Below are 13,611 nucleotides of genomic sequence, written 5' to 3'. Positions count from 1 at the left end.
GGCCTCACGCGTCCCGGGCGGCGAGGCCGGCGTGCTCGGTCCGCAGCTCCCGCTTGAGGATCTTGCCCGAGGGGTTCTTCGGCAGGGCGTCGGCGAAGACCACGTACTTGGGCCGCTTGTAACCGGCCAGGCGCTCGCGGGCGTGCGCGTGCACCTGCTCCTCGGTGAGCGTCCCGCCCTGCTTCGGTACGACGACCGCGGTCACCGCCTCGATCCAGTGCGGGTGGCTGACACCGAAGACCGCGACCTCCGCGACGCCGTCGAGCAGGTAGAGCGCCTCCTCGACCTCGCGGGAGGCGACGTTCTCCCCGCCGGTCTTGATCATGTCCTTCTTGCGGTCGACGACCGAGAGGTAGCCATCGGCGTCCAGCACACCCAGGTCGCCGGAGTGGAACCAGCCGTTGCGGAACGTCTCGGCGGTCTTGTCCTCGTCGAGGTAGTAGCCGAGCGTGATGTGCGGGCCGCGGTGCACGATCTCGCCGACCTCGCCGGGCGGGAGCTGCTCGTCGTTCTCGTCGACGACACGGGTCTCGACGTTCAGCGACGCCCGCCCCGCGGAGCCGGCGTGCGCGAGCTGCTCGTCCGGCGGGAGCAGCGTGGCCAGCGGGGAGGTCTCGGTCTGGCCGTAGAAGTTCCAGAGCCGCACGTCCGGCAGCCGCCGGGACAGCTCGTGCAGTACCTCGACGGGCATGGCCGCGGCGCCGTAGTAGCCCTTGCGCAGGCTGGACAGGTCGCGGGTGCCGAGGTCGGGGTGGCGCAGCAGCGAGATCCACACCGTCGGCGGGCAGAACAGCTTGGTGACCTTCTCCCGCTCGATCGTCTCCAGCAGCCGCGCCGGGTCCGGCGAGGGCAGGACGATGCTGGTCGCGCCCAGGTAGACGTCGATGCAGAGGAAGCAGTCCAGCTGCGCGCAGTGGTACATCGGCAGCGAGTGCAGGTCGACGTCGTCGTGCTCCATCCCGCCGTCGACGATGCAGGACACGTACTGGGTGATCAGTGAGCGGCTCGGCAGCATGACGCCCTTGGGGCGTGACTCGGTGCCCGAGGTGTACATGAGCCGGATCGGGTCGTCGTCGGCGACGTCGACGTCCGGCTGCCCCGGGTCGCCGTCACCGCCGATCCAGGAGTCCAGGTCCGCCCAGTCCCCGGTGGCCTCGCCGCCGCCGAGCCCGATCCGGGCGCGCACCGGCGCCCGGTGCGACGCGTGCTCCAGCGCCTTCTCCGCGGTCCCGGCCAGCGCGTCCTCGACGACGAACGCCGTCGCCCGGGAGTGGTCGAGGATGTAGGCGACCTCCTCCGCACCGAGCATGAAGTTGATCGGGACGAGGACGACGCCGAGCCGCGCCGTCGCGAACACCACCACCGCGAACTGGTGGCAGTTGTGCGAGAGCAGCGCCAGCCGGTCGCCCTTCCCGAGGCCCTGCTCGGTGAGCGCGGCGGCGCATCGGTTCACCGAGGCGTCGAGCTCGGCGAAGGTCCAGCGGGTGTCGCCGTCGACGATCGCGAGCTTGCCCGGGTAGCGGATCGCCGTGCGGTGCAACAGGTCCCCGAGCGCGTGACGACGGGCGCGGGTGATCTTCTCCGCGGTCGGGGCGCTGAAGGACGAAGCGACGCTGCTCATGGCCGCCGATACTGCCCGAACCGGGCGGTGGACGTCACGGGGCGGTCAGCGGTGACTGTTCCTGCTCGTGCTCGTCGCCGCTGCCGTCGCCGGCCGGGACGCAGGTACCGGTCGGCTCGTCGCGCCCGCGCAGCGGGACGGTCCGGTCGTCGCGCCAGTGACCGGCCTCGGCCCCCGCGGCGTCGACGGCGCGGCGGGCCGCGACGACCCCGCCGGGCACGGTCTTGGCCAGCTCGGTGAGCCGGGCGGCCTCGTTCACCGGGTCACCGATCACCGTGTACTCGTAGCGGCGCGGGTCGCCGACGTTGCCGGCGACGGCGTCGCCGGCCGAGACGCCGATCCCGGCCTCGATCTCCGGCATCTCCGCGGCGAGCCGGCGGCCCAGGGTGCGGGCGGCGGCCAGCGCGGCGCCGGGGGCGTCGTCGAGGTCGGTGGGGGCGCCGAACACGGCCAGCGCCGCGTCGCCCTCGAACTTGTTGATCCAGCCGCCGGCCTGCTCGACGCACTCGACGACGACGCCGAAGAACCGGTTGAGCACCGCGACGACCTCCTCGGCGGGGCGCCGGACCGCCATCGACGTCGAGCCGGAGAGGTCGACGAACAGCACCGCGACCCGGCGTACCTCGCCGCCGAGCCGGATGTCACCGGTGCGGGCCGCGGCGGCCTCGGCGACGTCGCGGCCGACGTGGCGGCCGAACAGGTCCCGGATCCGCTCGCGTTCCTGCAGCCCCTCGACCATGCCGTTCACCCCGGCCTGGAGCTGCCCGAGCTCGGTGTTGTCGTAGACCGGGACGCGGACGTCGAAGTCGCCGTCCTGCACCCGGGCCAGCGCCCGGCGCACGGCGAGCACCGGGTCGGCGATGGCGCGGGCCGCACCGCCGGTGGCCAGCAGCCCGGTGGCGATCGCGACGCCGCCGAGCGCCAGCATCGTCACCGCGAGCTGCGTCGGCGAGCTGTCCCGGAAGATCAGCGCGACGAGACCGGCAAGCATGATCCCGGCGACCGGCACCGCGGTGCCCAGCGCCCAGAACCCCAGCGAGCGGACCATCACCCCGGTGACGAGCCTGCGGCGGTGCGGCGGCTCCCCGGACAGCACGCGGGCCGCGGCGCGGCGCAGGATCCGCTCGACCAGCAGGTAGGTCATCGCGCACGTCGTGATCCCGCCGATCACGGTCGACGCGCCGACGGAGAACGCCAGCCGGCCGGACCACCGCAGGTCGAGCAGGGTGAACAGGACGACCGCCAGCGCCCACAGCACGGCGACGATCTGGGTGATCCGCATGGGGCCGCGCAGCACCAGGCGTCGTTCGACGGCCTCGGGGTTCGACGCGCGACGGCGCACCATGAACCGGCGCCGTCCGAACAGGATCCCGAGCGGGACGACGACGAGCAGGTACCCGCACACCCAGTACAGGTTCATCAGCCGGATCCCGGCCGGGTCGGGCAGCTGCTCGCGGGGCAGGACGAACCCGGCGACGACGAGCACGACCGCGGCACCGACGACGTTCGCGCCGACGACCAGGGCGGCGAGCAGCAGCCGGACCGGCCAGCCGATGACCGCCCGGCGCCGCTTCGTCGCCCGCTCCGCCGTCATGACCATCGATACTAGGCCGGAAGGGTGATGGTGCCGCCGGGACACGGGAGAGAACCGGGTGAGCCGAGGTTCCACCCGGGCTGGACCCGCAGGTTGATTCCCCGGCCCCGTCCGGGCGCGACTCTGGGGACAGCTCCGGGCACCGCGTCCGGACCGCCGGGAGGGGACCCGCGATGCAGGCCGTAGCGACACCGCAGAGCAGCGACACCGCCGACGACACCGCCGCCGCCACCGACGCGCCCGCACCGCGCACCACGGGGGCGCCGGGGCGGGGTACCGCGTTCCGCACGTTCCTGCGGAGCGCCGGCCCGTCGCTGCTGATCGACGCGGCCCTGCCCTACGCCGTCTACGCCACGCTGTCCGCGCACGGCGTCTCCGACGTCGCCGCGCTGGCGTTCTCCGCGATCCCGCCGGCCCTGAACGTCGCCTGGCAGGCGGTCCGGTCCCGGAAGCTGAACGGGATCGGCGCGTTCGTGCTGGTCACGATCGGGATCGGGCTGGCGACGTCGCTGATCTCCGGGGACCCGCGGTTCGCCGTCGCCCGCGACGCGCTGCAGAGCATCGTGTTCGGCGTGCTGCTCGCCGGGTCGCTGGTGATCGGGCGGCGCCCGCTGCTGTTCCACGTGATGCGGCTGTTCGCCGGCGCCCGGGACCCGGAGATCCCGGCGCGGATGGTTCACCAGTGGGAGACCAACCCCGCTTTCCGCCGGGTGGTCCGCCGGGCCACCGTGATCGGCGCGCTGGTGATGGCCGCCGAGACCGCGCTGCGGATCACGCTGGCCTACACGCTGCCGGTGGCGGTCGCGATGCCGCTGCTGAGCGCGCAGTCCGTGGTCGTCTGGATGGGGCTGTCGCTGCTGCTGGTGGTCGCCATGAAGCGGACGGTCCGCGCGGCGCGGTGACCCGGCCGGTCCTCGACCAGGGCCTTCAGCGTCTCCAGGTCCCGTTGCACGACTCCGCCCCGCTCATGCCCGCAGGCCCGCCAGCCGCTCGGTGGCCTCGCGCAGCACGTCGTCGCGCTTGCAGAACGCGAAGCGCACCAGCGGCCGGGTCGCCGCGGCGCCGGACTCGGAGCTGCAGAACACCGACACCGGGACCGCCGCCACCCCGCACAGCTCGGGCAGCTTCCAGGCCAGCTCGACGCCGTCGTCGTGGCCGAGCGGGCGCGGGTCGGCCACCACGAAGTAGGTGCCGCGCGGGGTGAGCACGTCGAACCCGGCCGCGCGCAGCCCCGCCGACAGCAGGTCGCGCTTGCGGGTCAGGTCCGCGGTGACGGTCTCGTAGAACGAGTCGGGCAGCGCGAGCGCGTTCGCGACGGCCGGCTGCAGTGGCGCACCGCCGTGGAAGGTGAGGAACTGCTTGACCGCCCGCGGAGCCTCGACCAGGTGCGGCGGGCCGTGCACCCAGCCGACCTTCCAGCCGGTCACCGAGAACGTCTTGCCTGCCGAGGAGATCGTGAGCGTGCGGTCGGCGAGGCCGGGCAGGCTCGCCATCGGGACGTGCTCGGCGCCGTCGAAGGTCATGTGCTCGTAGACCTCGTCGGTCACGATCACCGCGTCGTGGGCGACGGCGAGCTCGCCGATGCGCAGCAGCTGCTCGCGGGTGAACACCGCACCGGTCGGGTTGTGCGGGGTGTTGACCAGCACGACCTTCGTGCGGCCGGAGAAGGCGGCGGCGAGCTCGTCGTCGTCGAAGGTGAAGTCCGGCGCGCGCAGCGGCACCGTGCGCAGGGTGGCGCCGGCCAGTGCGGTGGCCGCGGCGTAGGAGTCGTAGGTCGGCTCGAAGGTGACGACCTCGTCGCCGGGGCCGCAGAGCCCCAGCAGCGTCGCGGAGATCGCCTCGGTGGCGCCGGTGGTGATCACGACGTCGGCCGGGTCGACGGTCAGGCCGTGGAACCGGCGCTGGTGCTCGGCGACGGCCTCGCGCAGCGCGGGGACGCCCGGGCCGGGCGGGTACTGGTTGCGGCCGTACTCGGTGATGTTCGCGGCCGCGTCGACGAGCAGCGAGGCGGGGCCGTCGGTGTCCGGGAAGCCCTGCCCGAGGTTGATCGCCCCGGTCTCGGCGGCGAGCCGCGAGATCTCGGTGAAGATCGTCGAGGTGAAGGGGCGCATGCGCTCGACCAGCATGCTCGCGACCCTAGCCAGTCGGCCCCCGTGGAGCAGCGGGCGCGGGGCGGGCGCAGGCCTGGTCGAGGCCCGCGCGCAGCCCGTGCGTCACCGGCGGCCGACGGATCCCACGGCCCCGGGACGTGTGCCGTGCCCGGTGTTCAGTCGAGCCCGCGGACGATGTGTGTCTCCTCGTCGTCCCGGGTGTCGGTGTCCGCGGACGAGTCCGCGGACCGGGTGATGGTGTCGGTGGCGTTCATGACTGACCTCCTCGCGTGCAGCAGATGACGAATGGTGGACGCTCAGGTGACGCGCGTCATCGTGCTGCGGTTCCTTTTCCGGTCCGTGGACCGATCAAGAACCACCCGGCCGGGCGGGAGGCGGCCCGTCCGGCCGGGGGCGAGGTCCGTTCTATCCCTGCACGCGGCCGATCAGGTGCAGCTTTTCCGGGTCCTTGACGCCGCGGACGGCGAACCGCCACGCGTCGTTCCCGTCGCGGGCGGTCACCAGCCCGACGGTGGCCGGGAGCAGGACGGGCTTGCGGAACACCACGTCGTAGGTCGCGGCGTCGGGTACCCGGCCCTCCAGCGCGGCCAGCGCGTGCGCCGCGGTCCACATGCCGTGCGCGACGGCACGGGGGAACCCCATCGCCTTCGCCGTCCACGGGTGCAGGTGGATCGGGTTCACGTCGCCGCTGACCCCGGCGTAGCGCCTGCCCTGGTCACCGGGCACCCGCCAGATCGCGTTCGGGGTCCCGGACGGCGCCTCGGGGGCGAGGATGTCCTCGTCGTAGTCCTCGGTGGACTTCACCACGGGGGCGGGTGCGCCGCGCGAGAGGTAGGTCGAGCGGCCCTCCCAGACGACCTCCCCGTCCGACTCGACGACGCCGATCAGGTCCACCTGCGCACCCTTGGCGTTCGCGGTGAACCGGTCGGCGCGCACGTGCACGTCGAGCGTCTCCGACGGCGAGATCGGCCGGTGCGCGGTGATCCGGTTGGCCAGGTGCACCATCCCGGGCAGCGGCAGCGGGAACGACCGGTCGGCCATCAGCACGACCTGCAGCGGGAACGTCAGCACGTGCGGGTAGGTCAGCGGCAGTGCGTCGGTGACGCGGAAGCCGCAGACCCGAGCGTAGTCGGCCAGGTGGGCGGGGTCGACGGTCACCCCGCGCCGGACGATCTCGGTGTCGGGCAGGGCCCGTGCCCGGCCCGGCCACACCGCGCCTGCTGCGGCGGAGGCGTAGAGCGGGCCCAGCGACGGCGGCCCGGTCAGCTCGTTCACGGCCACGTCAGGCCCCCAGCATGGACTGGCCGCAGACCCGCACGACCTGGCCGTTGAGCCCGCCGGACTCGGCGCGCCCGAACCAGCCGATGGCCTCGGCGACGTCGACCGGCAGCCCGCCCTGCTTGAGCGAGTTGACCCGGCGGCCGCCCTCCCGCGTGGCGAGGGGCATCTTCGCGGTCATCTCGGTCTCGATGAACCCTGGCGCGACGGCGTTGATCGTCGCGCCGCGCTCGGCGAACCGCGGGGCCAGCGCATGCACCATCCCGATCACGCCGGCCTTGGACGCGGCGTAGTTGGTCTGGCCGCGGTTGCCCGCGATGCCCGACTGCGACGACACACAGACCACGCGGCCGCCGTCGCGCAGCGGGGAGCCCTCGGCCAGCAGCGCCTCGTTGATCGTGAGCTGGGCGCCGAGGTTCACCGCGAGCACGGAGTTCCAGCGGTCCGGGGTCATGTTCGCGAGCAGCTTGTCGCGGGTGATGCCGGCGTTGTGCACCACGAGGTCGACGCCGCCGTGCCGCTCGACCAGGTGCGCGAGCAGCCGGTCGGCCGCGTCGTCGGCGGTGATGTCGAGCTGCAGCGCGGTGCCGCCGGTGCGGTTGGCGGTGTCGGCCAGGCCCTGCCCGGCCGCCGGGACGTCGACGGCGACGATCGTCGCGCCGTCGCGGGCGAGGGTGTCGGCGATGGCGGCCCCGATGCCGCGCGCAGCCCCGGTGACGACGGCGACGCGGCCGTCGAGCGGGCGCTCCTCGGCGTCCGGGGCGTCGACCTCCGGCGGGTCGGCCGGCGTGCCGACCGGAGCCCCGACGTGCACGACCTGGCCGTCGACGTAGGCGGAGCGGGCCGAGAGCAGGAACCGCACCGACGAGTCGATCGCCGCCGGGGTGACGTCGGCCGCGGCGACCAGCAGGTTCGCCGTCGCGCCGAAGCGCAGCTCCTTGCCGATCGAGCGGACCAGCCCGTCGAGGGACTGCGCGACGGCGGCCGCCTCGGCCGAGACCTCCGCGGCCTGCGCGGGCTCGGCGCCGATGAGCAGCAGCCGCCCGGACGGCCCGAGCTTCTTCACCGCGGGGGTGAGGATCTCCTGGGCGGCGGCGAGGTCGGCCAGCGTCGTCGCCCCGGTCAGGTCGACGACGGCGGCGTAGAGCTTGTCCTCGCCCACCTCGGTGTGCGCGGTCTGCTCCTGCTCCTCGACGAACGCGGTGACCGCGGTCGCGAAGCGACCCTCACCGACGGCCGCGACCAGCACGGGTCCGCCGAGCAGCGGGTCGCCGGGCCGGTGGCGGCGCAGCGACGGCACCTCGGGCAGCCCCAGCTGCTTGACGAGCGGGTTGTGCGACAGGGATGCCAGCAGGTCCGTACTCACGACTTCTTCGCCTCCAGGATCGCGGTGACGCCCTGGCCACCCGCGGCGCAGATCGAGATCAGCCCGCGCTGGTCCTTCTTCTCGGTGTCGGCCTTCTCCCGCAGCAGCTTGGCCAGGGTGGCGACGATCCGGCCACCGGTCGCGGCGAACGGGTGCCCCGCGGCCAGCGAGGAGCCGGTGACGTTGAGCTTGGCGTCGTCGATCGGTCCCAGCGGGGCGTCGAGGCCGAGCCGTTCCTTGCAGAACTGCGCGTCCTCCCAGGCCTTGCGCTGCACCAGCACGACCGACGCGAACGCCTCGTGGATCTCGTACAGGTCGAAGTCCTGCAGGGTGAGCCCGTTGCGCTCGAGCAGCCGCGGCACGGCGAACACCGGCGCGGTGAGCAGCCCGTCGCCTCCGTGCACGTAGTCCACACCGCTGGTCTCGGCATCGACGACATGGGCGAGCACCGGCAGCCGGTGCTCGGCGGCCCACTCGTCGGAGCCGAGCAGCACCAGCGCGGCGCCGTCGGTGAGCGGGGTCGAGTTGCCCGCGGTCATCGTCGCGTCCGGGCTGTCCTTGCCGAAGACCGGCTTGAGCTTCGCGAGCTTGGACACCGACGAGTCGGGGCGCAGGTTGTCGTCGCGGGTCAGCTTCAGGTACGGCGTGACCAGGTCGTCGAAGAAGCCGCGGTCGTAGGCGGCGGCGAGGTTGCGGTGGCTGCGCGCGGTCAGCTCGTCCTGCTCGGTGCGGCCGATGCCCCACTCCAGCGCGGTGCGCGCCGCGTGCTCGCCCATCGAGAGTCCCGTGCGCGGCTCGGAGTTCTGCGGGATCTCCGGCACGATCTGGCCCGGGCGCAGGTCGCCGAGCAACCGGATGCGCTCGACGGCGCTGCGGGCGGCGTTGGCGCGCACCAGGATCCGGCGCAGGTCGTCGTTCAGGGCCAGCGGCGCGTCGGACGCGGTGTCCACGCCGCCCGCCACGCCCGCCTCGACCTGGCCGAGCGCGATCTTGTTGGCGACGGCGATCGTCGCCTCCAGGCCGGTGCCGCAGGCCTGCTGGATGTCGTACGCGGCCGTGGCCGGGCTGAGCCGCGAGCCGAGAACGGCCTCACGGGTCAGGTTGAAGTCGCGGGAGTGCTTGAGCACCGCCCCCGCGACGACCTCGCCGAGCCGCTCACCGGCGAGCCCGAAGCGGGCCACGAGGCCGTCGAGGGTCGCGGTGAGCATGTCGAGGTTCGAGGCGCCCGAGTAGGCGCCGTTGGCCCGCGCGAACGGGATCCGGTTACCACCGATGACGGCGGCGCGCCGGGTGCTGGCTGGCATGGGATGTCCCTTCTCAGTGGGCTCAGTGGGGCCCGTCCACCACCCGATCGGGCTCGTCCCCTGCGGAAACGGGGCCGCGGGCGGATCCTGGGCCGGTCTCGCCGTACTCGTCACCGGTTACCACCGGGTAGCCGATACTCAAGGTACACGGTACTCTGAGTTTCGTGAAGGCGGGACGAGACCGGCGGGACAGCCGGTGGGACGAGCACCGTGAGCAGCGGCGGGCGCAGCTCGTGGCGGCCGCGATCGGTGCCATCCGCCGGCACGGCGCAGGGCTCGGGATGGACGAGATCGCCGCCGACGCCGGGACCAGCAAGACCGTGGTCTACCGGCACTTCGGCGACCGGACGGGCCTCTACACCGCGGTCTGCGAGTCCGTCGCCGGCGTGCTGCTGCACGAGATCCGCACCGCCACCACGGCCGCGCTGGACGACCCCGCGCTCGGGCCGCGTGCGGCCGTCGCCGCCGGGATCGACGCCTACGTCCGGCTGATCGAGATCGACCCCGAGCTCTACCGCTTCGTCGTGCACCGCCCGCTGCTCACCCAGGCCCCGGCCCGGCGCGGGCGCACCGCGACCCCCGACGACGGAACACCCGATCCGGTGAACGACCTGGTCACGGTGATCGGCGACGAGGTCGCCGCCGTGATCGGCGCGCACCTGAACCCGGGTGCGGGCCCCGAGGAGCGCGCCGCGTCCGCGCGGATCTGGGGGCACGGCGTCGTCGGACTGGTCCGCGGCGCGGCCGACGACTGGCTCGCCCGCCCGGACGGCACCGATCGCGCACAGCTCACCGCACGCCTCACCGACCTCGCCTGGTCCGGCCTGTCCGGCCTGGCACCGCACGTGCAGGAGGTTCAGCCATGACCGCTCCCGACACCACCGCCGTCGACCCCACTGCTGTCGACACTTCCGCCCTCCGGGCGGTGGTCGACACTTCCGCTCTCCGGGCGGTGGTCGACGGCCGCTGGGCGACCGTCCGCGAGGAGACGCGCGCACAGCTCGCCGGCCAGCCCGGCATGCGCGCCGACCCCGACTTCAGCTCCGAGGCCTACCGCGCGCACGTCACCGACGCGCTGAAGCTGCTGACCGCCACCGGCCGCGCGCATTCCGGGTTCGACCCGGCCGTCGGCGGGCAGGGCGACGTCGGCGGCGTGGTCACCGCGTTCGCGATGCTCGCCTACGGCGACCTGTCGCTGCTGGTCAAGGCCGGTGTGCAGTGGGGCCTGTTCGGCGGCGCGGTGCAGGTGCTCGGCACCGAGCGGCACCACGAGCGCTACCTGCGCAGGATCATCGACGGCGAGCTGCTCGGCTGCTTCGCGATGACCGAGTCCGGGCACGGCTCGGACGTGCAGCACCTGCACACCACCGCGGTGTACGACCCGGCCACCGCCGAGTTCGTGATCGACACCCCGTACCCGGCGGCGCGCAAGGAGTACATCGGCAACGCCGCCCGCGACGGCCGGATGGCCGTGGTGTTCGCCCAGCTCGTGACGGGCGGAGTTGGCCACAGCGCCGATGCGCGCTCCGCCTGCGCTTCGCACGGTGCCGATGCGCGCTCCGCCTGCGCTTCGCACGGTGTGCACGCCTTCCTCGTCCCGATCCGCGACGCCGACGGCAACCCGGCGCCCGGCGTCACCATCGGCGACGACGGCCGCAAGGCCGGGCTCAACGGCGTCGACAACGGGCGGCTCACCTTCTCCGGTGTGCGGATCCCGCGCGAGGACCTGCTCAACCGGTTCGCCGACGTCGCCGAGGACGGGACGTACTCGTCGTCGATCGACAACGAGACGGCGAGGTTCTTCACCATGCTCGGCACACTCGTCCGGGGCCGGATCTCGGTCGCCGGTGGCGCGGGTGCCGCGGCGGAGAAGGCGCTCGCGCTGGCGATCCGGTTCGGCGAGCGCCGCCGCCAGTTCGCGAACCCGGCGACCGGCGAGGAGATCGCCGTGCTCGACTACCTCGCCCACCAGCGCAAGCTGCTGCCCGCGCTGGCCACGACCTACGCCCTGCACTTCACCCAGGACGACCTGGTCGCCCGGATGCACGACATCCAGGCCCCGGGCTCGGGCCCGGTGGGTGCGCGCGAGCAGCGGACGCTCGAGCAGTCCGCGGCCGGGATCAAGGCGATCGCCACCTGGCACGCCACGGCCACCATCCAGACCTGCCGGGAGGCCTGCGGCGGCGCGGGCTACCTGGAGGAGAACCTGCTGCCCGCGCTCAAGGCCGACACCGACGTGTTCACCACGTTCGAGGGCGACAACACGGTGCTGCTGCAGCTGCTGGCCAAGGAGCTGTTGTCCGACTACGGCCGGACGATCAAGCAGGGCAACCCGCTGAAGATCGCGCCGCTGGTCGGGCGTCAGCTCGCCGGGGTCGTCGCCGAGCACACCGGGCTGTCCTCGCTGGGCCGGCGGCTGCCGGGGCTGCGCCTGGACCTGACCGACCGCCGTCGTCGCCGGGAGCTGCTGGCGCTGCGCCGCGCCGACACGCTGGCCACCGCGATCCGCAGGCTCGCCCCCGCCATGCGCTCGGGCAACGACGAGTTCGCCGTGTTCAACGCCTCGCAGGACCTGCTGCTCGTCGCCGCCCGCGCGCACGTCGACTGCCTGGTCGAGGAGTCGTTCGCGGCGAAGCTTGAGACGGTCACCGACCCGGGCGTGCGGGAGCTGCTGGAGAAGGTCTACGACCTGCACGTGCTGTCGACGATCGACCGCGAGCGCGCCTGGTACCTGGAGACCGGCCGGCTCACCGCCGCCGAGTCCCGCTCGATCCGACCGCTGGTCAACGGCCTGTGCGCCGAGCTGCGCCCGTACGCGGGCACCCTCGTCGACGGCTTCGGCATCCCCGACACCTGGCTGGCCTGCCCCATGCTCGACGACGACGCCTGGGCCCCGGCGCCGGGCGCGCCCGCGGCCGGGGTGCTGGAGGAGGTCACGACCGGCTGACCCCGGCCCGGAGTGACCGCGGTCACCCGACCGATGATTGCGGGAGGGAATCGAAGTCGGAACGGATGAGGTTGGACCGACTCGGGCACGTCATCCGTTCCGACGCCGTGCCCGACACGGAGGGGAGACCGGTGTCCACTACCGGCACGGCCGCACCGAGCAAGGTTCGGCTCGCACTGATCCTGGGCGCGCTCATCGCGCTCGGGCCACTGACCATCGACACGTACCTGCCCGCGCTGCCGGACGTCGGACGCGATCTGGCCGCGTCCGGGACGACCGTGCAGCTCACGCTGACCGGGACGCTGGCCGGGCTCGCGCTCGGCCAGATCCTGATCGGGCCGCTGTCCGACGCGCTGGGGCGGCGCGTGCCGCTGCTGCTCGGCGCCGGGCTGCACGTGGTCGCGTCCGCGCTGGTCTGGGTCACGCCGTCGATCGAGATGCTGGGCGTGCTGCGGGTGCTGCAGGGCGTCGGTGCCTCGGCCGGGGCCGTCGTCGGCCTGGCCGTGGTGCGTGACCTGTTCACCGGGCGCGCCGCCGCGACCATGCTGTCCCGGCTGATCCTGGTCATGGGCGCGGCCCCGGTGCTCGCGCCGACACTCGGCGGGGCGCTGCTGACCTGGACGTCGTGGCGCGGGGTGTTCCTCGTGCTCGCCGTCTACGGCCTGGTGATGCTCGCCGTGGTCACGACCGGGCTGCCGGAGACGCTGCCGCCGTCGCGGCGCCGCCCGCTGCGGTTCGGTGCCACCCTGCGCACCTACGGCCACCTGCTGCGCGACCGGACCTTCGTCGGGCTGGTGCTCGTCGCGGGCCTGGCGATGGGCGCGCTGTTCAGCTACGTCTCCGGCGCCGCGTACGTCTACCAGCAGCAGTTCGGGCTGGACCAGCAGACGTTCGGCCTGCTGTTCGGCGCCGGCGCGATCTGGCTGGTCGTCGGCACCCAGCTGAACCCGGTCCTGCTGCGCCGCTTCGAGCCGCGGCAGGTCATGACGGTCGCGGTCTCCGCGGGCGTCGTGTTCGGTGCGCTGCTCGCGGTGCTCACCGCCCTCGGGGTCGGCGGGCTGCCCGGTGTGCTCGCCGGGGTCTGGCCGCTGCTGCTGTGCGCCGGGTTCGTCCTGCCGAACGCGCCTGCGCTCGCGCTGGCCCGGCACGGCGAGACGGCCGGTACGGCGTCGGCGCTGCTGGGCTGCCTGCAGTTCGGCATCGGGGCGGCCACCTCCCCGATCGTCGGCCTGCTGGGCAACGACGCGCTCGCCATGGGGCTGTCGATGTTCGGGGCGATCACGCTGTCCGCGATCGCGCTGTTCGTGGTCGTGCGGCCGTGGACGCTGCCCGACGTCAACGACGCCGCCGACGAGGACTTCGAGGCCGCGACGGCCTGAGCTGCGCGGAT

General features: G+C 73.6%; 10 protein-coding genes. 4 read left to right on the top strand and 6 right to left on the bottom strand.

Annotation, left to right across the window (positions count from 1 at the left end):
- Positions 1-4 precede the first annotated feature (4 nt).
- Both ACLE50_RS01090 and ACLE50_RS01085 read right to left on the bottom strand, forming a co-directional pair.
- Positions 5-1,621 (bottom strand): acyl-CoA synthetase, encoded by a 1,617-nt coding sequence (locus tag ACLE50_RS01090; protein ID WP_410941433.1) that lies wholly within the window; start codon positions 1,619-1,621, stop codon positions 5-7.
- Positions 1,622-1,655: 34 nt separating this feature from the next.
- Positions 1,656-3,215, bottom strand: a complete 1,560-nt coding sequence (locus tag ACLE50_RS01085; protein WP_410941432.1) for an adenylate/guanylate cyclase domain-containing protein — start codon at positions 3,213-3,215, stop codon at positions 1,656-1,658.
- Positions 3,216-3,388: 173 nt separating this feature from the next.
- Between ACLE50_RS01085 and ACLE50_RS01080 the strand changes: the two genes are divergently transcribed.
- Complete coding sequence (locus tag ACLE50_RS01080) at positions 3,389-4,117, top strand: VC0807 family protein (protein ID WP_410941431.1); 729 nt, start codon at positions 3,389-3,391, stop codon at positions 4,115-4,117.
- Positions 4,118-4,180: 63 nt separating this feature from the next.
- Here ACLE50_RS01080 and ACLE50_RS01075 read toward each other — a convergent pair whose 3' ends face one another.
- The 4 genes from ACLE50_RS01075 to ACLE50_RS01060 form a co-directional block, all read right to left on the bottom strand.
- The gene (locus ACLE50_RS01075) at positions 4,181-5,341 is read right to left on the bottom strand and encodes a pyridoxal phosphate-dependent aminotransferase (RefSeq protein WP_410941430.1); all 1,161 of its coding nucleotides are present in this window, start codon (positions 5,339-5,341) and stop codon (positions 4,181-4,183) included.
- A 390-nt stretch (positions 5,342-5,731) separates the two neighbouring features.
- Positions 5,732-6,607 carry a MaoC/PaaZ C-terminal domain-containing protein gene (locus ACLE50_RS01070; RefSeq protein WP_410941429.1) on the bottom strand — a complete coding sequence of 292 codons (876 nt, stop codon included), beginning with the start codon at positions 6,605-6,607 and terminating at the stop codon, positions 5,732-5,734.
- Position 6,608: 1 nt separating this feature from the next.
- Positions 6,609-7,970, bottom strand: a complete 1,362-nt coding sequence (locus ACLE50_RS01065) for a 3-oxoacyl-ACP reductase (RefSeq protein ID WP_410941428.1) — start codon at positions 7,968-7,970, stop codon at positions 6,609-6,611.
- The gene (locus tag ACLE50_RS01060) at positions 7,967-9,274 is read right to left on the bottom strand and encodes an acetyl-CoA C-acetyltransferase (protein WP_410941427.1); all 1,308 of its coding nucleotides are present in this window, start codon (positions 9,272-9,274) and stop codon (positions 7,967-7,969) included. Before ACLE50_RS01060 ends, ACLE50_RS01065 begins: the two co-directional genes overlap by 4 nt.
- Positions 9,275-9,438: 164 nt before the next feature.
- Here ACLE50_RS01060 and ACLE50_RS01055 point away from each other — a divergent pair, with 164 nt between their 5' ends.
- The 3 genes from ACLE50_RS01055 to ACLE50_RS01045 all read left to right on the top strand — a co-directional run bounded on the left by ACLE50_RS01055 (position 9,439) and on the right by ACLE50_RS01045 (position 13,600).
- Entirely contained in the window at positions 9,439-10,140 is a 702-nt protein-coding gene (locus ACLE50_RS01055; protein ID WP_410941426.1) for a TetR family transcriptional regulator, read from the top strand.
- Positions 10,137-12,221, top strand: coding sequence for an acyl-CoA dehydrogenase family protein (locus tag ACLE50_RS01050; protein WP_410941425.1), 2,085 nt, complete (start codon positions 10,137-10,139; stop codon positions 12,219-12,221). The genes ACLE50_RS01055 and ACLE50_RS01050 overlap by 4 nt, the downstream gene beginning before the upstream one ends.
- A 131-nt stretch (positions 12,222-12,352) precedes the next feature.
- Positions 12,353-13,600: a multidrug effflux MFS transporter gene (locus ACLE50_RS01045; protein ID WP_410941424.1), complete on the top strand. Its 1,248-nt coding sequence runs from the start codon at positions 12,353-12,355 to the stop codon at positions 13,598-13,600.
- Positions 13,601-13,611: the final 11 nt, after the last annotated feature.

Origin of the sequence: Pseudonocardia phyllosphaerae (genome assembly GCF_046546475.1) — a bacterium.
GTDB lineage: Bacteria > Actinomycetota > Actinomycetes > Mycobacteriales > Pseudonocardiaceae > Pseudonocardia > Pseudonocardia phyllosphaerae.
Note: the sequence above shows the minus strand (reverse complement) of the source record. Positions and strands in the feature narration are given on the sequence as shown.